The 20894-nt window shown below is 70.5% G+C and carries 15 protein-coding genes; 6 read left to right on the top strand and 9 right to left on the bottom strand.

What is annotated here, in order from left to right:
* Positions 1–11: 11 nt before the first annotated feature.
* The 3 genes from AB0C36_RS27730 to AB0C36_RS27720 all read right to left on the bottom strand — a co-directional run bounded on the left by AB0C36_RS27730 (position 12) and on the right by AB0C36_RS27720 (position 4519).
* A complete protein-coding gene (locus AB0C36_RS27730) occupies positions 12–1175 on the bottom strand; it encodes a C45 family autoproteolytic acyltransferase/hydrolase (RefSeq protein WP_358358976.1) in 1164 nt (387 codons plus the stop codon).
* Positions 1172–2920: an amidohydrolase gene (locus tag AB0C36_RS27725; protein ID WP_358358973.1), complete on the bottom strand. Its 1749-nt coding sequence runs from the start codon at positions 2918–2920 to the stop codon at positions 1172–1174. Before AB0C36_RS27725 ends, AB0C36_RS27730 begins: the two co-directional genes overlap by 4 nt.
* Before the next feature lie 117 nt (positions 2921–3037).
* Complete coding sequence (locus AB0C36_RS27720; RefSeq protein ID WP_358358970.1) at positions 3038–4519, bottom strand: purine-cytosine permease family protein; 1482 nt, start codon at positions 4517–4519, stop codon at positions 3038–3040.
* A gap of 169 nt (positions 4520–4688) precedes the next feature.
* Between AB0C36_RS27720 and AB0C36_RS27715 the strand changes: the two genes are divergently transcribed.
* Positions 4689–5345, top strand: a complete 657-nt coding sequence (locus tag AB0C36_RS27715; RefSeq protein ID WP_358358967.1) for a TetR/AcrR family transcriptional regulator — start codon at positions 4689–4691, stop codon at positions 5343–5345.
* Between the two features lie 136 nt (positions 5346–5481).
* Positions 5482–7218, top strand: coding sequence for an outer membrane protein assembly factor BamB family protein (locus AB0C36_RS27710; RefSeq protein ID WP_358358964.1), 1737 nt, complete (start codon positions 5482–5484; stop codon positions 7216–7218).
* A 108-nt stretch (positions 7219–7326) separates the two neighbouring features.
* Here the strand turns inward: AB0C36_RS27710 and lexA are convergent, their stop codons facing one another.
* Positions 7327–8124 (bottom strand): transcriptional repressor LexA, encoded by a 798-nt coding sequence (gene lexA, locus AB0C36_RS27705; RefSeq protein WP_435839126.1) that lies wholly within the window; start codon positions 8122–8124, stop codon positions 7327–7329.
* A 679-nt stretch (positions 8125–8803) separates the two neighbouring features.
* On the opposite strand from lexA, the gene nrdR reads away from it, so the two are divergent.
* The 3 genes from nrdR (at position 8804) to AB0C36_RS27690 (ending at position 13850) form a co-directional block, all read left to right on the top strand.
* Positions 8804–9403 (top strand): transcriptional regulator NrdR, encoded by a 600-nt coding sequence (gene nrdR, locus AB0C36_RS27700; protein ID WP_435839125.1) that lies wholly within the window; start codon positions 8804–8806, stop codon positions 9401–9403.
* 132 nt (positions 9404–9535) lie between these two features.
* Positions 9536–12379, top strand: coding sequence for a vitamin B12-dependent ribonucleotide reductase (locus AB0C36_RS27695; RefSeq protein WP_358358960.1), 2844 nt, complete (start codon positions 9536–9538; stop codon positions 12377–12379).
* Positions 12380–12572: 193 nt separating this feature from the next.
* The gene (locus AB0C36_RS27690) at positions 12573–13850 is read left to right on the top strand and encodes an LAGLIDADG family homing endonuclease (RefSeq protein ID WP_358358956.1); all 1278 of its coding nucleotides are present in this window, start codon (positions 12573–12575) and stop codon (positions 13848–13850) included.
* Between the two features lie 81 nt (positions 13851–13931).
* Here AB0C36_RS27690 and AB0C36_RS27685 read toward each other — a convergent pair whose 3' ends face one another.
* The 4 genes from AB0C36_RS27685 to AB0C36_RS27670 all read right to left on the bottom strand — a co-directional run bounded on the left by AB0C36_RS27685 (position 13932) and on the right by AB0C36_RS27670 (position 18214).
* Positions 13932–14801, bottom strand: coding sequence for an LLM class flavin-dependent oxidoreductase (locus tag AB0C36_RS27685; RefSeq protein ID WP_358358954.1), 870 nt, complete (start codon positions 14799–14801; stop codon positions 13932–13934).
* A 187-nt stretch (positions 14802–14988) separates the two neighbouring features.
* Complete coding sequence (gene def / locus AB0C36_RS27680) at positions 14989–15651, bottom strand: peptide deformylase (RefSeq protein WP_358358951.1); 663 nt, start codon at positions 15649–15651, stop codon at positions 14989–14991.
* A gap of 245 nt (positions 15652–15896) precedes the next feature.
* The gene (locus tag AB0C36_RS27675; RefSeq protein WP_358358948.1) at positions 15897–17495 is read right to left on the bottom strand and encodes a hypothetical protein; all 1599 of its coding nucleotides are present in this window, start codon (positions 17493–17495) and stop codon (positions 15897–15899) included.
* Positions 17496–17650: 155 nt separating this feature from the next.
* Positions 17651–18214, bottom strand: coding sequence for a hypothetical protein (locus AB0C36_RS27670; RefSeq protein ID WP_358358946.1), 564 nt, complete (start codon positions 18212–18214; stop codon positions 17651–17653).
* Positions 18215–18416: 202 nt separating this feature from the next.
* Between AB0C36_RS27670 and AB0C36_RS27665 the strand changes: the two genes are divergently transcribed.
* On the top strand, positions 18417–19013 hold the full coding sequence (locus AB0C36_RS27665; protein WP_358358944.1) for an LOG family protein: 597 nt from the start codon (positions 18417–18419) through the stop codon (positions 19011–19013).
* A gap of 99 nt (positions 19014–19112) precedes the next feature.
* On the opposite strand, the gene AB0C36_RS27660 is transcribed toward AB0C36_RS27665, so the two are convergent.
* Positions 19113–20711, bottom strand: a complete 1599-nt coding sequence (locus AB0C36_RS27660) for a hypothetical protein (protein ID WP_358358941.1) — start codon at positions 20709–20711, stop codon at positions 19113–19115.
* Positions 20712–20894 lie beyond the last annotated feature (183 nt).

The following is a 20894-nucleotide window of genomic DNA, read 5'->3' as shown; positions in this document are numbered from 1 at the left end:
TCAGGCCGCGCTCAGCGCGCGGTCAGGGTGCGCCACGGCCCCCTGGCCGCGTCCGCCGGAGTGCCGTCGAGGACGTTCGCGGTACGCGTGGCCGGGTCCAGCGTGACGGTCGCCAGACTCGCCCACCGCCGGCCGAGCGGCAGACCCGGGTCCGGCACGCACGTCACCGGCGGCTCACCGGGACCCGTCACCAGCAGCCCCACCAGGTCCGCGGCCGTCTCCGGCGGCTTCGCGTCCGCCAGACGGGCGCGTACGAACTCCCGGCGCTCGCCCGAATCGGGCTGGTAGAGCCACGACTTCTCGTCCGCGGCGGGCACCGCGGTCAGGAAGTGATTCGTGCGCAGCAGATAGCCGTGCTCCGCCCGCGCCTCGAACACCCCCACCGGACTGAGGTCGAGCAGCGCGCCACCGGCCTCGCCGAACAACGCGAACGAACCCGACGACCCCAACGGCGCCGAGCGCACGATGTCGACCGCCTCGTCGACACCGCCCGCTTCCCCGAGTACGACGGCCGCGAGCACGTGCACCGGGACACCGCCGATACCGTCGCGCACGTGCCCCAGGATGTTGAAGTGCAGGGCCAGCCCGGCACTGTTGACGCCGATCTTGGCGAGGATGCCGTTCTCGGTCAGACCCACGAAGCCGCGTGCCCCGCCGCGTGACTCCAAGGTGTGCCACCCGTCGGTCAGTTCGACGTGCCAGTCCCACGTCTGCACACCGAACACCCCTGCCGCCGACGGATTGTCACCCGCATCGACGTCGCGGATCCGGACCACCGTGGTGCACTCACCGGGCGGAACGACCGTGCTGCGCGCCAGGATCTCCGTGCGCGCGTTGAGCGCCGCGACACGCCACACGTCGACGCCCGCACCGTGGGCAATGCCCTCGATCTCGGCGCGCGCACCGGGGCGGAACCGGTCAATGGCGTCGAGTGCCCGTTCGGCGTCCTCGCGTACCTGGGCGGGGGACACGCCGCCGAGAGCGAAGAGGCGGTCGTACGCCTCGATCGCGGCCGGGATCCCGTCGCGCAGTTGCCCCCCGCGTTCCGTTCCGCGCGTGTAGGGGTCGTCGGCCGCGACCCGCACGTGGCGACGGTGCGCGGGGCGGGGGATGGGGGCGGCACCGGGGGAGGCGGTGGTCGTGGTCGTGGTTGTGGGCGTGGGTTCGGCGTTCACAGGCGTCCTTTCCGGGTGCCGTTGTGCGAACTTTCGTCGTGCGCACCTTCGTTGCCGGGGCCTTCGGCGCGCGCGCCTCCTGTGAGTGCCCCGCCGGGGTTCGGGCTTCCGTCGTACTCGGAAGCGGAGTTGGCGGCGCCGGCGTACGTACGGACCAGGCCGCCCACGACGGTGGCAAGCACCGCATTGCCGGGCTGGGCCTCGGGCGCGAGGTCGAGGGGATTGGCGGCGAACACGGTCAGGTCCGCCAGGTAGCCCGGCGCGACGCGCCCCAACTCGTGGGAGACGCCCCCGGCGTACGCGGCGGCCACCGTCATCCCCGCGTACGCCTCGCGCGCCGCCACCGCCTGCCCCGGCTGCACCGGCGGCGTCCCCGGCTCCTCGACCGGACGGCGCAACTGGCAGTCGGCGAGCCCTACCCGCGGATCACCCGGCCCGATCGGCCAGTCGGAGCCGAGCACCACCACCGCGCCGTGGTCGAGCAGGTCGCGCGTACGCCAGCCGTGCGCGACCCGGTCGGGACCGATGCGGCGCGACCAGTTGTCGGTGCCGTCGGCACGCGTGTGCCGGGTGCCGTGCACGGGCTGGAGGCTTGCCACGACGCCGAGTTCGGCGAACCGGCCCAGTAGGTCGTCGGGGATGGACTCGATGTGCTCGATGCGGTGCGGCGCCCGCTGCACCGGCCCCACCTCCTCGATGACGTCGAGGGCGAAGCGCACCGCCTGGTCGCCGATCGCGTGGGTCGCCGTCGGGATGCCGCGCTCCGCGAAGAACCGCATGGCCGCACGGTAACCGTTGACGTCCCGCCACAGTGGCTCGCGGTTCTCACCATGGATGTCGGGCCGCTCGAACCACGCGGTGCCGTTGTCCGCCGTCCCGTCGAGCATGAACTTGGCGCCCTCGACGTGCCAGCGGCGCCCGCCGCGGCCCTGGAGCCCGGCGACTTGCGCCCACGCCTCCGGGGCGGAGTCGGCGGGGACAAGGGGCGAGCAGCGTACGCGCAGCGGCAGTTCGCCGTGCGCCTCGATGTACCGGTAGACGTCCTCGGAGGGGTCGCCGAAGTCGAGTGCGTGCAGCCCGGTCAGGCCGCATGCCGCGAGCTGTTCGAGCCGGTCCCGCACGTACGCCGCCGCCGTCTCCACCGGGATCTCCGGGTAGTGCGGGAACACCAGGTCCATTGCCTGGAGTTCGACGATGTAGCCGGTGGGACGGCCGTCCGGACCGGTCTCGACGGACGAGGCGTCGGTGAACGTCTCTCGCCCGGTCAGCCCGACGAGTTCCACGACACGGGGGCTCACGACCAGGGCGTGCGCGTCCCGGGTCATCAGCGAAATGGCCGTGCCGGGGAAGCGCTCCGCGAACACGAGGCCGGTCGGGTCGCCGTCGAACACGTTGACGTCGAGGTCGTATCCGGTGATCCACGCGTCGGCGGGCCGACCCGCGGCGGCCGCGGCGACACGGTCGAAGACCTGGTCGAGCGTGGCGGCGCCGAGCATGTCGACGCCGCTGCCCGTCGAGATGGAGCCCCACACGGGGTGGGCGTGGACGTCCACGAGACCGGGCAGGACCGCCGCGCCCGGGAACTCGTGGACGACCGTGTTCGGTCCGCGCAGCGCGGCGATCTCGGACGCGGACCCGACGGCGGCGACGCGGCCGTCGGCGATGGCGACCGCGTCCGCGGGCGAGGCGGAGGTATCGGTCAGGTGCTCGATGTGGTGGGCGAGCAGGATGACGTCGGCGTACACGGTCTTCCTCTTCGTGCTTCGGGTTCGTGTGCTTCGGGGGCGGGATTTCGGGGCCGAAATTGGGGGCGGGATTTCGGGGCGTGATTTCGGGGACGGATTTCGGGCGGAGGTCGTGCGTCAAGAGGCCGAGTGCGCCCGGGGGATCGTGCCGAGGACCCTGGTGACCACCCAGTACGTGAGCGCCGCCGCGGCCATGCCCGACGGGATCGCCAGGTCGACGTCGCCGGTCGCCGCGGCGATCGGCCCGGTCCAGAAGCTGGTGTTCACCCACATCGCGGCGACCAGGCCGCCGACCACCAGCGCCGCGACGCCGGCCCAGTGCACGCCGCGGTGATACCAGAACGGCCCGCCGCGCTCCTGCTCCAGCAGGTCGGCGCCGTTGTAGCGGTTGCGGCGCAGCAGCAGGTCGGTCACCGCGACCGCCATCGCCGGGCCGGTCACCGCGACGACGAGCTGGAGCATCGTGTTGACGCTGGTGAGGAAGTCGAAGACGAGGATCGCGTACAGCGTCATGGCGGTGCCGAGCACGCCGATGACCATCACCGCGGGGATGCGCGCGAGGCGGACGCCGACCGACTGGATCGACAGGCTCGCGCTGTAGGCGGTCATGCCGTTGTTCGCCATCGTGTTGGTGACGACCGCGATGACGAAGACGGGGATGAACCATCCCGGCATCACGCTTTCCAGGGCCGCCTGCGGGTCGCTCATGTCGAGGCCGGTGGCGGCGAGGGCGCCGACGGAGGTGAAGACAACGCTGGGCAGGTACGCGCCGAGCGCGGTCCACCCGGCGATGGCGAACGGGCTGCTGCCGCGCGGCAGATAGCGCGCCAGGTCGGGGCTGTTGCTGTAGGAGAGGGGCGTGGAGGCGATGATGGTGAAGCCCGCGCCGAGAGTGGCGGCCAGGGCGGCGCCGTGCAGTGGTTCGGCGGGGGCGTACGACCAGTCGGCCTCGGCCAGGACGTAGCCGGTCACGACGACGAACACCGCGGTCAGCATGATGCTGAGTGCGGTGTACAGGCGGACGATCAGGGCGTAGCCGTAGATCGCGATGAGCAGCGTCCCGGCGGCGATCGCGCAGATGACGGCCGCCTCGACGGGGGCGCTGCCGGGCAGGCCGTACCGGTCGGCGAGGCCGAGGCCGGCCACCGAGGCCGCCGACCAGTTGAGTGCCAGGTAGGCGGCGGCGATGAGCCATCCGGTCAGGACCAGGACGACCTTGTTGCCGATCACGCCGTACATCGCACGGGAGATCACCGAACCGCTGGTGCCCGCGACCGGGCCGGACGCGGCGACGACGCCGGTGCAGATCCACAGCAGGTTGCCCGCGAGGATGACCCCGATCGCCTGCGGGAGCGTGAGGCCCATCAGGATCAGGCCGCCACCCACCACGAAGCTGAGGTAGCTCACATTCGGGGCCGCCCAGACCGCGAACAGCCTGCGCGGGTGCCCGGTGCGCTCGTCCGTCGGCACCTGGTCGATGCCGCGGGTCTCCGGATGGCCGGCGAGGTCGAAGGTGTGCGCGTCCCGGGGGCTCGCGGCCACGGGGCCGGGAGAGGCGGGCCCCGGGGAGCCGGGGGAGTCGGGATTCAGGGTGGTCATCGGGGCCTCTCGGGTCGGGCCTCTCGGGGGTCGGCCGGGACGCTGGGTGGGGGTCGCGGGTGCCACCCGGGTCGCGCTCGGGTGTCGGTCCGGTGTCGTTCGGGCGCATCCGCGGTATTGGTCGCATGGCCAATTGGTTAATGGGCACACATCCAATAAGCTGTCCGCCATGACGTCAAGGCCCGGACCGCAGCGAATTCGCAAGCTCCCGGACGAACGCCGCGCGGAGATCCTGCGGACCGCGGCGCGCATCGCCCTCGAGGAGGGCCTCGAACGCATCACCCTGCGACGCGTCGCCGACGAGCTGGGCGTACGCCCCGGGCTGATCGGCCACTACTTCCCGGCCGCGGACAACCTGGTCAGCGAGGCCTTCGCGGACGCCGCGACCCGGGAACGCGACGCCCTCCTGCCCGCCGACGAGGAAGACCGGCCGCCCACCGAACGCCTCGCCCGCTTCCTCGCCCGCCTCGACGACCCGTCCTCCCGCGACCTCAGCCGACTGTGGCTCAACGCCCGGCACCTCAGCCGCTTCAGGGAAGGCCTCCGCGAAGTCGTCGACGGGCAGGAGGCGGTCACCCGCGGCGCACTCACCGCACTCGTCGAAGACGGCGTCAAATCAGGGGAGTTCACCACCGACGACGCACTCGGCGCGGCGCTGCACATCCTCGTCGTCGTCGACGGGATCGGCGCATACGCCAACGGCTACACCGACGTCGGCCACCCCGCCGTCGACGGCATGGCGACGGCAACCGCCGAACGGGTCCTCGGACTTCACCCGGGCGCACTGCGCGGCACCGCCACCGCCACCGCCACCGCCACCGACTGAGCAGCCACGGCGGGCAACACGCCTGCTGTAGCCAGGAACTGACGGACTCTCACGCAGAGCAGCCGGCACGAAGATACATATCCTCGTCACGCGGCCGGGCCGAACCGCGGCTCAGCCGGGACCGCGAGGGGGAACCATGACGCAGCCTCCAGGCCCGTACGGGCCTCCTGGCATGCCGGTCGGACCGGGAGGCCCGCCCGCCTACGGCGGCCCGCCGCCACCCGGCGGATCCGGGCCCGGCCCGGGTTCCGGCCCCGGCGCGGGCACCTCGGGCGGCACCGGCGCCGGCCCCTGGCAGCCGTCACCGCCCAGCCCCAGCCTGCCCGGCGTACCGCCGCCGCCGTCCACCCCCGGGGCCCCGTCCGGACCTCCCCCGGCTCCGCCCGCGGGACCCCCTGCCGGGCCACCTGCGGGCACTCCGGCAGGGCCGCCTGCGGGACCGCCACCCGGCAACGCGTACCCCGGCCCGCCCCCGCCGAGCGGCCACGCGCAGGGCTCCACGCCGCCCTACAACCCGTACGGCTCCGGCCCCGGAAGCCCGCCCGCCGCGCCGCCCGACCCCGCCCGCCGCCGTCTGATCGCCATCCTGTCCACGGTCGTCGTGCTCGCGCTCATCGCCACCGGGACGCTCGTCTGGCTGTTCGTCGTCAAGGACGACGACGGAGGCGGGGGGTCGTCCACGGCCACCGACGGGAAGACCATGGCGCGCGCATGGGCGACCCCCGACCCCGGCACGGGCGTCGAGATGCTCGGCGCGTGGACGTCCGGCACCCGGGCCTTCGCCGGCGACGAGAAGGCGATCGTCGCGTACGACATCGCCGACGGCCGTGAGACCGGCAAGTTCACGCCGCCCTCCGGCCAACTGTGCGGCATGGTCCCCAAGACCTCACAGGGCATCGGCATCGCGATGTACGGCAGGGACGACGACTGCGACACGACCGTCGCGATCGAACTCGCCACCATGCGCTCGCTGTGGGACAAGAAGACCAAGGACGTGTCCGCCACCGACGACCGATATCGAATCGTGCAAACCGATGTCGACGCCGAACAGGTCGTCGTGACGACGCTGCGGGGCATTGCCGCCTACGACCTGAAAACCGGCGACCAGCGCTGGAAGTGGGACTCGTCCGAATCGGATCCCGACGAGATCGACGGCCTGCGCGTGGACGGGAAAACCGTGCTCACGACACAGACCACGTACGAGGAGGGCGAGCCCGCGGTACTCACCGCATTCGACTCCGGCGACGGCACCCGGAAATGGACCAAGAACATCCCCGCGACCGGCGACGACTACGCCTCGGTGACCCTGATCCACGCCGACCCGGCGCTGGTCGAAATCCAGCGCAATGGCGAGGACTTCCTGCAGACATATGACACCAACGGCAATCTGCGGTCCGAGATACCGCGGCGCGGGCCCGAGGGCGTTCTCCAACTCGAGTACGGAAACAGCCCCTACGACCTGGACTTCGGGGCACCCACGCGTTACGCGCTCGCGGTCGCCAACGACACCCTCTACCTGATGAGCACCCGGCGCGACCTGGGGCCGGGCGAGGCCGTGCGGCTGGTGGCGTTCGACCTCAATACCGGCAAGGCCCGGTGGAGCAAGCCGCTGGGCAAGGACATGGGCGACGGGGACATCGTGGGCTTCGACCCGACCGGGGTCCTGGTCCTGGCGACGGGCCTGCCGGGCGCGCCGGGCAGGCTGATGGCCTTCAAGCACGAGGACGGCTCGTCGCTGGGCGCGCGGGCGGTGGGCGGCAAGGACCTGCTCGGCGCGGGGGACACGGACGACTGGCTGCTCACCGAAGGCCGCCTCGTCGGGTTCGCGTGGTTCGTGCAGCCGGGCATTCCGGCGCTGGTGACGCTGGCCTGACGGGCGCGCAGGGGCGTACGCACAGGGGCGCCTACGCACAGGCGTGCGGACGTGCCGCGGAGCCGTGGGGATTGCTCCCCACGGCCCCGCCGCGCCGCTCCGGAGGCGTCAGACGCGGCGCATGACCGCGACGACCTTGCCCAAGATGGTGGCGTCGTCACCCGGGATCGGGTCGTACGCCGGGTTGTGCGGCATCAGCCAGCGGTGCCCGTCGCGGTTGCGCAGGCGCTTCACGGTGGCCTCGCCGTCGAGCATGGCGGCGACGATGTCGCCGTTCTCCGCGACCGGCTGGCGGCGTACCGCCACGTAGTCGCCGTCCATGATCGCGGCCTCGATCATCGAGTCGCCGCTGACCTTCAGCAGGAACACCTCGCCGTCACCGACCAGCTGGCGCGGCAGCGGGAAGATGTCCTCGATGGACTGCTCGGCCAGGATCGGGCCACCGGCGGCGATGCGGCCTACGACGGGCACATACGACGCGGCCGGTCGCTCGGCGCCGTTGCCGTTCCCGTTGCCCGTGCCGTTGGGCGCGACGGGGGCGAGGGGGCGTCCGCCGTCGGGGGAGCGTACTTCGTACGCGCGCGGGCGGTGCGGATCACGGCGCAAATAGCCCTTGCGTTCAAGGGCCATCAACTGGTGTGCGACCGAGGACGTGCTCGACAGGCCGACCGCCTCGCCGATCTCGCGCATGCTCGGCGGATATCCGCGCGATTCGACGGAGGCGCGGATCACCTCCAGCACGCGGCTCTGACGCGGCGTCAGACCACCGGCTCCGCGGCGCGGAAGAGACCGCACCTGAGCCGACTCCGACCGGTCCCCCCCGGGTGCGTCCGTTGCTGTCGCGGTGTTCCGGGCTGCACTGGCAAAGGCCGGAGGCTGAGGGCCTCCGACTGCTTCTCCGGACACGGGTTTCCCCTCTCGACGGATTACTCGCACACGGAGAACGGTAGCCGGGATCGAAAGGTTGCGCCAAACACACGTTCGAGTGAATTTAGCCCAATCCGCCTCAGGGATCTCCCCGGCGTAGTATTAATCGTACAGGTATTCGATCGAATGTATGTACTGGAGTGCGGTCGGGGCGGGTTCTCGGGTCAGCCGTCGGGCGGTCTTCAGGATGCCGACGGGATGCCGTCGAGCCGTCGGCGGGCGGGGCTGCGGTGGCCTTCGGGCCGGGCGGGTCCCCGGGTGAGACAAAATCGGATCTGTCCGATATCTCCCGTAACACGCGTCCACCCGGCTGAATTTTTGCCCCACCGGCCTCCCGGGCCACCGCGATGACCTGCGCTGATGACGAGAGGTCGCAAGACACTCTCCGAGGGTCAGTGTGTCGGCTTGCAGCGCCTCGGGCCGCGCAATACGGTAGCCACTACATCTTGTGGTTCGGATCCAGATCTAACCCATAATTTGTGGTCGCCGTATATATCACATCCCGAAGCGCACCAAGCCAACTCCTCGCCGCGAACCGTCCGACGAGGCCCTGGGGCGCGGGGGCGACACCGCCGGAAGGACACCTCGCGTACCCGCGCGTACGCCCGGATCCGCCCCGGCAGCCCAGGCAGGCACTCAGGGGAGGACAACACCAGTCATGCACTGCCCCTTTTGCAGGCGGCCCGACAGCCGCGTCGTCGACAGCCGCACCACCGACGACGGCGCCGCGATCCGCCGCCGCCGCTCCTGCCCGGACTGCGGCCGCCGCTTCACGACCATCGAGTCGGCCTCCCTGACCGTGGTCAAGCGCAGCGGCGTCACCGAACCCTTCAGCCGCGACAAGGTCGTCACCGGCGTGCGCAAGGCATGCCAGGGCCGGCCCGTCACCGAGGACGCCCTCGCCCAACTCGGCCAACGCGTCGAGGAGGCCGTGCGCGCCACCGGCTGCGCTGAACTCAGCACCCACGACGTCGGCCTCGCCATCCTCGGCCCCCTGCGCGAACTCGACGAAGTCGCGTACATGCGCTTCGCCTCCGTGTACCGCGCCTTCGACTCGCTCGAGGACTTCGAATCCGAGATCTCCCTGCTGCGCACCGAGGCCGCAGGCACCCTCGGACCCGCCGACGACACCCCCGGAACCGCTTCCGGAGCCCCCGCCGAAGACGATGTCCCCCTTTCCGGGGGATTGGTTTCGGCCACGGATGGAGAACCACACCATCCGCGTGAGCCCGTGCCCGGTGCCGGACCCACCCGCTGACGCCAAGAACCCACGGCGTCACCACACCCCACAAAACCGCACGACACACCAGGTGGAACGAACGACGGACCACCCGATCGGGCATGCCGGAATCGCCGGCCCGCCCGCGGCGTTGTTCAGGAGGAGATACGTATGACAGAGACGACGAGCGGCTCAGCACGCGGCGCCGGCCGGGCGAAGCCCGGCAAGGGCCTCCGCATCGAGCGCGTGTACACGACCCCCGGAACCCACCCGTACGACGAGGTGGTCTGGGAGCGCCGTGACGTCGTCATGACCAACTGGCGCGACGGCTCGATCAACTTCGAGCAGCGTGGCGTCGAGTTCCCCGACTTCTGGTCGGTGAACGCGGTCAACATCGTGACGAGCAAGTACTTCCGCGGCGCGGTCGGCACCGACGTGCGCGAGTGGAGCCTCAAGCAGCTCATCGACCGGGTGGTGAAGACCTACCGCAAGGCCGGCGAGGACAACGGCTACTTCGGCTCGCCCGCCGACGCCGAGATCTTCGAGCACGAGCTGACGTACGCCCTCCTCCACCAGATCTTCAGCTTCAACTCCCCGGTGTGGTTCAACGTCGGCACGATGCAGCCGCAGCAGGTCAGCGCCTGCTTCATCCTGTCGGTGGACGACACGATGGAGTCGATCCTCGACTGGTACAAGGAAGAGGGCCTGATCTTCAAGGGCGGCTCGGGCGCCGGCCTGAACCTCTCGCGCATCCGCTCCAGCAAGGAACTCCTGTCCTCGGGCGGCAACGCCTCCGGCCCGGTCTCCTTCATGCGCGGTGCGGACGCCTCCGCCGGCACCATCAAGTCGGGCGGCGCGACCCGCCGCGCGGCCAAGATGGTCGTCCTCGACGTGGACCACCCCGACATCGAGGACTTCATCGACACCAAGGTGAAGGAAGAGGAGAAGATCCGCGCGCTGCGCGACGCGGGCTTCGACATGGACCTGGGCGGCGACGACATCACGTCGGTCCAGTACCAGAACGCGAACAACTCGGTGCGCGTCTCCGACGAGTTCATGAAGGCCGTCGAGGCGGGCTCGGAGTTCGGCCTGCGCGCCCGCATGACCGGCGACGTGCTCGAGACCGTCGACGCCCGCAAGCTCTTCCGCAAGATGGCGGAAGCCGCCTGGGCGTGCGCGGACCCGGGGATCCAGTACGACGACACGATCAACCACTGGCACACGTGCCCGGAATCGGGTCGTATCACCGCTTCTAATCCCTGCTCCGAGTATGTCCACCTTGATGACACTTCGTGCAATTTGGCCTCGCTGAATCTCATGAAGTTCCTGCGCGACGACGACACGTTCGACGTCGTGAAGTTCGCCAAGGTCGTCGAGCTGGTCATCCTGGCGATGGACATCTCGATCTGCTTCGCGGACTTCCCGACGAAGAAGATCGGCGAGAACACCCGCGCGTTCCGTCAGCTCGGCATCGGGTACGCCAACCTGGGCGCGCTGCTGATGGCGACCGGGCACGCGTACGACAGCGACGGCGGCCGCGCGCTGGCCGGTGCGATCACCTCGCTGATGACCGGCACCGCGTACAAGCGCTCGGCCGAACTGGCCGCAGTGGTGGGCCCGTACGACGGCTACGCACGCAACGAGGCGCCGCACAAGCGCGTCATGAAGCAGCACGCGGACGCCAACGACGCCGCCACGCGCACGGACGACCTCGACACCCCGGTATGGGACGCGGCGACCAAGGCGTGGAAGGAAGTCCTCAAGCTCGGCGAGAAGAACGGCTTCCGCAACGCGCAGGCGAGTGTGTTGGCTCCCACGGGGACCATCGGCCTGATGATGGATTGCGACACCACCGGCGTCGAGCCGGACCTGGCTCTGGTCAAGTTCAAGAAGCTCGTCGGCGGCGGTTCGATGCAGATCGTCAACGGCACCGTCACGCGCGCGCTCAAGCGGCTCGGATACCAGGCCGAGCAGGTCGAGGCGATTGTCGAATTCATCGGCGAGAACGGCCACGTCGTCGACGCGCCGAGCCTCAAGGCCGAGCACTACGAGGTCTTCGACTGCGCGATGGGCGAACGGGCCATCGCACCGATGGGCCACGTGCGCATGGTCGCCGCCGTTCAGCCGTGGCTGAGCGGGTCGGTCTCCAAGACCGTCAACCTGCCGGGCAGCGCGACGGTCGAGGACATCGAGCGCGTCTACATGGAGGGCTGGAAGCTCGGCACCAAGGCCCTCGCGGTCTACCGGGAAAGCAGCAAGGTCGGCCAGCCCCTCTCCGCGAAGAAGAAGGACGAGGTCGCCGAAGAGAAGCCCGTCGCGATCGAGAAGGTCGTCGAGTACCGCCCGGTCCGCAAGCGCCTCCCGAAGAGCCGCCCGGGGATCAGCACCTCGTTCTCGGTCGGTGGCGCCGAGGGCTACATGACGGCGAACTCGTACCCGGACGACGGTCTGGGCGAGGTGTTCCTCAAGATGTCCAAGCAGGGTTCGACCCTCGCGGGCATGATGGACGCCTTTTCGATCGCGGTGTCGGTCGGCCTGCAGTACGGCGTGCCGCTGGAGACGTACGTCTCCAAGTTCACCAACATGCGGTTCGAGCCGGCCGGCCTGACGGACGACCCGGATGTGCGGATGGCGCAGTCGATCGTCGACTACATCTTCCGCCGCTTGGCGCTCGACCACCTGCCCTTCGAGACGCGTTCGGCGCTCGGCATCCACTCGGCCGAGGAGCGTCAGCGCCACCTCGACACCGGCTCGTACGAGGCGGCCGAGACGGAAGGCGATGACGACGACGTCACCACCGAGACGCTGGCGCAGTCGGCCCCGCGGGAGCACAAGAGCTCCCCGCCGGAGCTGAAGGTCCTTCCGGCGGCGGTGCATTCGTCGACGGAGCTGCTGGAGGCCCAGCAGGGCCGCAGCGCGGACGCCCCGCTCTGCTTCTCCTGCGGCATCAAGATGCGCCCGGCGGGCAGCTGCTACCTCTGCGAAGGCTGCGGCTCGACCAGCGGCTGCAGCTGAGGCAGATTGAGTGAGCCGAAGATCGTGACTGACTTCGGTTGAGATCGCGGAGAAAGTGCCTGTGAGAGGGAGTCGGCCTAGGCCGACTCCCTCTCCGTCTGCCTGGGCCGAACGGGTGAACCTTTGTATTGCATAAGGGACTTAGTTCGCATGATCACATGATCGTGTCGGTGCAGTCGCATGCGCTGTCCCCATGGAAATCACACAAGATGTACGCGAGTCCGGAAACCCGTGCGAGGTCCACGGCGGGATCCTGGGGACACACAAGATTCCGACGGATCACGGCCTCATCGCCGCCGAAGCCGCATTCGTCCGCCTTGCGACGGGGCAGCGGATCAGGGTGGCCAAGTATGCATCCATCCCGCCTCTTGCCGACGGCGCGGACGACGAATTGACCCGACTTGCCGTGAGGCCCCTCGGCGTCCGGGAATCACTGGCGGTTCGGTTCTCGGATGGGGCGATCATTGCGGGAACTTCAGGGCAGCGCGTCTTCACTCGCGAACGAGGCTGGCGGTGCCTCGGCGAACTGACGCGTGACGACATTGTCGAACGTGCGCACCGGATCGTGTCCCGAGGAGCGAGCGTCGGCCGGATCCCCCCACGTGCCCACGCAATTGCCGAGACGTGTGCGTCCCGTGGACCGCTCCACCTTCCCCGCATGTGGGGCCCGACACTGTGCCACTACCTCGGATGGCTCGTCGGCGACGGGTGCTTGACGAAGCATGGCGCCGTCGCCGTCTACGGCTCGCCGGACGATCAGCGATTCGTCATGCCGATGCATCGTGCGTTGCTGAGTCGCATCGGGGCCAGACCCGCCAAGCCGGTCCTGCAGAGCAACGGGACCTGGCAGCTTCGCCTCATGCGTCGCGGGTTTGTCGGGTTCCTTGGGGAGCTCGGCGTCTCCCAGGCCCGCGCGGCGTCCAAGGTGGTTCCGTCGGCGATCTGCGAGGCACCGTCGCCTGCAGTGGCCGCGTTCCTTCGGGGGCTCTTCGACGCAGACGGTTGCGTGGTCAACCAGCCTGCCAACCAAACGCGCTACGTCGGCTTGGGCAGCGCGTCACAGCAACTCCTTCTGGATGTTCAGCAATTGCTCGCCTGCTGTTTCGGCATCCGAGGACGGATTTACTCGAACGCCAACGCCAATCGCAATTTCGAGTACACACGGAAGCGGGACGGCCAGGCGGTGACATATAGCGCGGGCGGGCCGATGTACGACCTCCGCATCTCAGGCACCGGAATCCGTGCCTTCCGCCGAGAGATTGGCTTCATGCTGCCTGCCAAGCAGGGGCGCCTTGACAGGATCATCGAGATCAGCCGGTTCTACAGGAAGGACTCGGCGGTGCACATGGTGCGTGTCGAAGATCTCGGACGACGGCCGGTGTTCGCCGTGTCCACGGAGTCGGGAAGCCACTGCGTCATGGGTGGGTTCATCTTTCCTGGACAGCGCAGCGGAGCGCGTTTCGTCGGTTGACGGTGTGGTGCGGCGGACCCCAAGGACGTTCCCGGGGTCCGCCGCGGGCGCCGCGGGACCGAGCCATCCACGGCAGGAGCGTCAGATGCCGAGGGCTTCGCGGGTTCGGGGGAGTTCTTGGGGGTCGGTGGTGGTGGGGACCAGGAAGAGTTCGTGGAAGCCGGCGGCTTTGACGGTTTCGACGGCGGTGCGCAGGGCTTTGGGGGAGTGCACGGTTGCGGTGTCGGCGATGGCTTCGGCGATTTCCGGGCCGAAGATTTTGAGGTAGTCGAACGCGTAGGTGCGGAGCCGGGTTTCGGCGTTGTCGCCGAGGGCGTACCAGATGCTGGTGGAGAGGTGGGGTTCGTCGGTGCGGCCGGCTTCGCGCCAGGCGGCTCGGACCCGGGTGGCGACCTCGGCGAGGGCTTCCGCGTCGGGGTTGGCGATTGCCGTGCCGTCGTCGATGCCGGCGGCCCAGCGGGCGGCGCGGGCGGTGGCTTTGGGGCCGATGGCGCCGGCGACGAGGGGTGGTCCGCCGGCCTGGACCGGGGGCGGGCCGATCGGGTCGAGGTCGGGCTCGGGCGGGGTGCCGGCCCAGGTGGCGCGCATGGTGGCGACCTGGTCGTCGAGGCGTTGCCAGCGGCGGGTGAAGGGGGCGGAGACGGCTCGGTAGTCCTGTTCGCGGCCGCCGACCCCGACGCCGACGGTGAGGCGTCCGTCGGAGAGTTGGTCGACGGACGCGAGGTCCTTGGCCATGCGTACCGCGTTGTGCGAGGGGAGGACCACGATGGTGGTCCAGAGGCGTACGCGTTCGGTGAGGGCGGCCGCGGCGGCGAGTTGCACGGTCATGGAGTGGCTGGTGTAGGCGACGCGTTCGGGGACGGCGAGGCTGGACCAGGGGCCTTCGTCGACGGCGCGGCACCATTGCAGTACCTCGTCGCGGCCGTGGGGGAGCATGGTCGGGAGTGTCATGGCGATGTCCACAGCGCCGGATGCTGCCCCATCGGCCTTGCGAGGACAATGGCGTTCGTGATCACGGGTGCGGGCGTGACCGTGGAATCGGACCGCCGAGGGCCGGGTGAGGGGGATCCCGCGGACGGGTCGCGTGGGAAGGGGCCCGCGGGAAGGGGCCCGTGGGAAGGGCGCGCCGCGGGCGCGGTCAGCCGGCGAGCTTGGCGGCCTTTTCGGCGCGGCGGGCGAAGACCTCGTCCTTCATCGACTCCATCTTCTTGAGCGCGTCCTTGCGGTCGCGCTTGGAGAGGCGGTCGATGTAGAGGTAGCCGTTGAGGTGGTCGGTCTCGTGCTGCAGGCAGCGGGCGAAGTAGCCGGAGCCGGAGATGACGACGGGGTTGCCGTCCTTGTCGACGCCGCGGGCGACGGCGTGGTCGGGGCGGGCGAGGTCCTTGTGCGGGCCGGGGACCGAGAGGCAGCCTTCGCCGGCTTCGTCGAGGTGCCGGTCGGCGGCCGGGAGTTCGTCGAGGACGGGGTTGAGGATGTGGCCGACGTGGCGGTTGCCGTCCTCGTCGGTGCAGTCGTAGACGAAGAGGCGGATGCCGACGTCGACCTGGTTGGCGGCGAGTCCGACGCCGTCGGCGACGTACATGGTGTGGAACATGTCGTCGATGAGCTTGGTGAGTTCGGGGGTGCCGAACTCGGTGATCTCCGCGCACGGGCGGTGCAGCACCTCTTCGCCGACGACGGTGATGCGCAGGGTCTCGCCGCGCGCGGCCTCGGGGGCGAAGTCGGGGTAGCTGTCGACGGGCTGGCCTTGTACGAAGATCCGGGCCTCGGTGTCGCTGGCGTGGCTGTGCGGCTCGGACATCGTGGTTGTGCCTTTCCGTGGCGGGTGCGGGTCGGGGCGCGGTCGGACCGGTGTACGCGGGAGGGACGGACGGTGTACGGGACGGACCGGTGTACCGACGGATCGGTGCGCCTGGAAAAACTAACATCCCGTGTCGGGGGCGCGGGTCACGGTGTGTGGGCCTCGCGCGCACGATGCGTGCCGCCCGGTTCGGCGGGCGGGGGGTCGCGTCGTCGCCGACGGTCCGTCAGGGGCTCCGCGAGGGGTCACGGGAGCAGCGCGCTGGCCTTCGCGGTGACGGTGACCGGGCCGGGGTGCGGGACCGTCACTTCGGTCCAGCCGTCCGTGCCTTCGGCGACCCGCGTGCCGGGCCGGTCGGCGGTGAACCACGCGGTGTAGTGGATGCGGACGGTGTACGTGCCGGGCCGGTCCGCGGTGAACGTGAAGCTGGCCGGGGTGAGTTCGGTGAGGCGGCCGGGGCCCTCCAGGAGTGGGGCGGCGTCGGTGACTTCCCAGATGCGCCAGTGCTTGTCGGACCAGACGGGGCGCAGCCAGCCGGTGCCGGCGCGCAGGATCTCGGCTTCGCGGTAGGCGGAGGGGTCGAGGGGTACGTCGGGGAGGGCGACGTACCGTACGCCGGTCTCGAGCAGCCACGCGCGGTACTGCTCGGGGGTCATGTCGGGGTCGTAGAGCGTCTCGTTGCGGCCGCGGTCGAGTTGGCGTTCCCAGCCGCGTGCGAGGGGCTGGTGTTCGGCGACGTAGACGCTTTCCCAGTGGCCGCGGGTGAAGGGGATCTCGACGCGTCCGACGGGCTGGTTGTTGGCGGCGAGGTAGTCGAGCATGCCGGTGTAGTAGGCGTGGTGGTCGGCTGCGCTGTCCTTGAAGTCGTGCGCGACGGCGATGCTCGCGGAGGAGAGTTGCCACGCGAGGAGCGGTACGGCGAGCAGTGCGACGAGGCGCCGTCGGCCCAGGGACAGCAGGACGACCGCGGCGAGGGGGCCGGCCATGACCTCGCCGAGGCGTGCGACGTTGCCGCCGACGGCGCTGGGGACGAGGTAGAGGACGGTTCCGGAGACGGCGTAGAGCCACAGGAAGCGGCGTGCCGTGCGGTGGCCGGCCGGGAGCAGGACGAGGCCGACGGCGGCGAAGCCGAGTATGGCGCCGAGTCGCCAGAGCGGGAATCCGAAGTCGCCGGTGCTGGGGAAGATGACGGCGGGGACGAGTCCGGCGGCGGCGGGGGCGAAGGAGAGCCGGGTAGCCCAGACGCGTTCGGCGGGGACCCAGGCGAGTGCGGCCATCAGGAGGAAGGCGCCGGCGAGCGGGCTCGCGAGGCCGCTGAGGAGCGCGGCGGAGGCGGTGAGCAGGGGGCGGTGGTTGCGTGCGGCGAGGAAGGCCAGGAGGGCGGCGGCGACGCCGAGTGCGAACGGGGTGCGTCCGATGAGGTATTCGACGCTGATGATGGCGGCGAACCAGATGGCGGCGATGCGTCGTGGCAGGCCGGGTTTGCCGACGCGGAGCAGGCTCCAGGCCCAGGCGGCGAGGACGCAGGAGAACGCGGTGAGTGTGCGGGTGCCGACGGCTCCGGCGAGGGCGGGGGTGATGACGCTGTAGCCGGGGAGGAGGTGGCCGCCGTACCACTGGTTGTTCCACAGGACGGCGCCGTGTTCGCGGGCGAGCCATGCGCGGAACATCTGGGCGGGCCAGTCGGGGCCGGAGAGTCCGGTGAGGGTGAGCAGTCCGACGAGGGCGAGGGTGATGAGGTACGGGCGGTCGCCGAGGAATATGGCGGTGGCTCGCAGGCGTGCGTGGCCGACGGTGCGCGAAGGGGCTCCGGGTGCCGGTGGGGCCGCCGAGGTGCTGCTCATGCGAGGCGAGTCTTCCAGAAACGGGGTGCTGCCACGCGTGGTGGGGCGTGCGAGGGCGCGGCGCGTCGGCCTGGCGGCGTTGCCACCAAGGCAGTTGGTCGCGGTTTGTCGCGGCGGTTCGGGCCCGGGCAGGCGTTGCCGGTGCTGACGAGCGGTCAGGGCGTGTGGCGGCTCGGTGCCATGCCGCCGTCGACCGGTGATCCGTCGTCGGGGTCGGGTACGGGCTCGGGCGGGTTCGGCAGTCCGGCGCGGGTGCGCAGGTCGCGCGGGTCGCGGGGGCCTTCGATGCGGCGGATCACGGACAGCGCGGCGGCGTTGAAGGCCTCGACGAGGGCTTGTCCGCCGTCGGCGGTCCATTCGGCGCGTTGGACGGCGTGCATGTTGTGGTCGAGTTCGCACCAGCAGGCGACTTCGACGGTGGCGGTGACGCTGACGCGCGGGCCTTCCTGGTGCCAGACGTCGAGTCCCAGTTCGAGCCAGTCGCCGTCCGATTCGTACAGCAGCAGGGCGGTGCCGAGGACGTGGGGTTGTGCCTCGGGTTCGGGCTGCGGGTCGGCGGGGTCGGGTTCGTTCCAGAACCAGCGTGCCGGGTCGTCGAGTGACCGGCGCAGGTCGAGGGCTCTCGCGGCGGCGGTGAGGCGTTCGCGGCCGGAGTCGTCGAGCTGCGGGAACAGCCGCTCGAACGGGATGTCCGAGGCAGGGCGTTCGGTGGGGGGCACGCGGGCATTCTGCCGTGGGTTGGGGTCGTCGCGTCAATGTCGGATGGGTGACCGGCCGGTGCTTTGTGGTGTTCCGGGCGGGGGTGTCGTGCCGTGGGTACGGGTGTGGCCTGGGGCAACGCCCTGGTCGGCGGGTGGCGGGCACCGGTTGCGACAATGAGGATTGATCATGTCGCGGGGGCGGGGAGCTGAGGAGGCTCAGGTGCGGGTAGCCGTGTTCGCGGGTTCGGCGTCGGGCGAGGGTACGCGGTTCCGGGAGGCGGCGGCGGAACTCGGAAGGTCGTTGGCCCGGGCGGGTGTCGGCGTCGTGTTCGGCGGCGGCCACGTCGGGCTGATGGGTGCCGTGGCGGATGCCGCGCTGGCCGAGGGCGGCGAGGTGATCGGGGTGATGCCGCGTTCGCTGGTGGAGCGCGAGGTCGCGCATCTGGGGCTGACGCGGCTTGAGGTCACCGAGACGATGCACGAGCGCAAGGCGGCGATGGCGGAGCTTTCGGATGCTTTCGTGGCGCTGCCGGGCGGGGCGGGCACGCTGGAGGAGTTGTTCGAGGTCTGGACGTGGCAGCACTTGGCGATCCACGCGAAGCCGGTGGCGCTGCTGGACGTGGACGGGTTCTGGACGCCGTTGACGGCCGCGCTGGACGCGATGGTGGGGAACGGCTTCATCAAGCCGCGCTACCGCGACACGCTGCTGGTGGCACGGGACGCGGCGGGGCTGCTGGCGGCCTGTGAGGCGTGGGTGCCGCCCGCGCCGAAGTGGGAGGGCGGCATCGATCCGCAGTCGGTGCCGGTCAAGCCCTGACCGCGGGCCGGGCGCTGACCGCCGGTCGCACCTTGGCCCCGGCCCCGCGGCCCGGACCCCGCGCGAGGTGGCGTACGCGGGGCTCCGACCGCCCCGGCATCAGGGCAGCAGCTTGGACTCGTCGGCCTTGATCGTGACGGGGCCGGGTGTGGCGACGTGGATCGTCGTCCACTCGTCGTCGGCGTCCGGTTTGATCGTGACGCCCTTGCGGTCGGCGACGAACAGGTTCGTCGGGTGGATGCGCACCGTGAACGTGCCCGGGGCGTCGGCGCGGAAGCTGAACTCCGACGGGGTGAGGCTGGTGAGCACGCCGGGGCCTTCCAGCAGGGGTTTGGGGTTCTCGACCTCCCACACCTGCCAGTGCTTGTCGGACCAGACGGGCTTGAGCCAGGGCACGCCGGACTTGATGAGCTCGACCTCGGGCTTGGCGGACTTGTCGATGGGGACGTCGGGCAGCGCGACGAAGCGCACGCCGGTCTCCTCGATCCAGTCGCGGTACTCGGGGGCGGTCAGGATCTCCTGGTAGAGCACCGCGTTGCGGCCGCGGTCCAGCTGGCGTTCCCAGCCGCGGGCGAGGGGCATCTTGTCGGCGACGTACACGCTTTCCCAGTGGCCGCGGGTGAAGGGGATCTCGATGCGGCCGAGCGGCTGGTTGGCGGTCTCCAGGTAGGTGAGCAGGCCGTCGTAGTACTCGGCCTTCTCGCCGCGGCTGTCCCCGCGGTCGTTGGTGATGGCGATGGCCGCGGACTGGAAGCCCCAGACGAGCAGGGGTACGGCGAGCAGCATGACCAGGCGCCGTCGGCCGAGCGAGAGCAGCACGACGGCCATCATCGGCCCGGCGACCATCTCGCCGAGCCGGGCGAGGTTGCCGCCGAGGGCGGTCGGGACGAAGAAGAAGACGATTGCGGACGCCGCGTACAGGACCAGGAAGCGCCGGGCGCTGCGCTGCGACGCGGGGATGAGCCACAGGCCGACGGCGGCGAGCGCGATGATCGGCCAGAACCGCCACCACGGGAACGGGAACATGCCCTCGCTGGGGAACGCGAGCGAGACGAGCAGTCCGACGCCGGCCGGGCCGAAGCTGAAGCGGGTCGGCCACACGTTCTGGCGCGGGACCCAGGCGAGGCCGATCAGCAGCAGGAAGGCCCCGGACAGCGGGCTGGCGAGGCCGCACAGCAGGGATGCGGCGCCGGCCCAGTAGAGGCGCTGGTTGCGGGCCGCGAGGATGGCGAGCAGGCCGGCGGCGACGCCGAGGGCGAAGGGCGTGCGGCCGATGAGGTAGTCGACGGACGCCATGACGGCGAACCAGCAGCTGCCGACGCGGCGGGCGAGTTCGTCGCGGCCGACATCGAGGCGGGACCACGCCCACGCGGAGATGATGCAGGACAGCGCGGTGAGGGTGTGGGTGCCGATGCCCTGGGACAGGAGCGGCGTGACGACGCTGTAGCCGGGGAGCAGGTGGCCGCCGTACCACTGGTTGTTCCACAGGAGCGCGTTGTGCTCCTCGACGAGCTTGGCGCGGAAGATCGCGGCGGGCCAGTCGGGACCGGACAGGTCGAGCACCATGATGAGGCCGATGAGCGCCGCGGTGATCGCGTAGGGCCGGTCGGCTATCGCGATCGCGGCGGCGCGCAGTCGGCCGCGGGGCGCCGGGCCGGGCAAGCCTGCGGCAGGCGTCGCGGGTGCTTCGGTGGTCACGTGGGTGAAGTCTTCCAGACGGCGGCGTCCGCCACGTGTGGCGGGCGCGTCGGGCCATGGCCTTTGTCGTTTTCTGAGCTTTTCTCACCGTTTCCGGGGGAGATTTCGTTTGTTCAGTATCCGCTGAGCGGCGGGTCGGCCAGAACCCCTTCGCGCCGCCGTACCCGGGTACGGCGGCGCGAA

It is taken from the genome of Streptodolium elevatio (assembly GCF_040649515.1).
GTDB classification, from domain to species: domain Bacteria; phylum Actinomycetota; class Actinomycetes; order Streptomycetales; family Streptomycetaceae; genus Yinghuangia; species Yinghuangia elevatio.
This window is presented reverse-complemented; position numbering and strand designations above follow the sequence as displayed.

Excerpts from the sequence above, each read along its gene's own strand:
- AB0C36_RS27720 (WP_358358970.1), bottom strand. The coding sequence starts at position 4,519 with ATGACCACCCTGAATCCCGACTCCCCCGGCTCCCCGGGGCCCGCCTCT.
- AB0C36_RS27715 (WP_358358967.1), top strand. The coding sequence starts at position 4,689 with ATGACGTCAAGGCCCGGACCGCAGCGAATTCGCAAGCTCCCGGACGAA.
- AB0C36_RS27710 (WP_358358964.1), top strand. The coding sequence starts at position 5,482 with ATGACGCAGCCTCCAGGCCCGTACGGGCCTCCTGGCATGCCGGTCGGA.
- nrdR (WP_435839125.1), top strand. The coding sequence starts at position 8,804 with ATGCACTGCCCCTTTTGCAGGCGGCCCGACAGCCGCGTCGTCGACAGC.
- AB0C36_RS27695 (WP_358358960.1), top strand. The coding sequence starts at position 9,536 with ATGACAGAGACGACGAGCGGCTCAGCACGCGGCGCCGGCCGGGCGAAG.
- AB0C36_RS27690 (WP_358358956.1), top strand. The coding sequence starts at position 12,573 with ATGGAAATCACACAAGATGTACGCGAGTCCGGAAACCCGTGCGAGGTC.
- AB0C36_RS27685 (WP_358358954.1), bottom strand. The coding sequence starts at position 14,801 with ATGACACTCCCGACCATGCTCCCCCACGGCCGCGACGAGGTACTGCAA.
- def (WP_358358951.1), bottom strand. The coding sequence starts at position 15,651 with ATGTCCGAGCCGCACAGCCACGCCAGCGACACCGAGGCCCGGATCTTC.
- AB0C36_RS27675 (WP_358358948.1), bottom strand. The coding sequence starts at position 17,495 with ATGAGCAGCACCTCGGCGGCCCCACCGGCACCCGGAGCCCCTTCGCGC.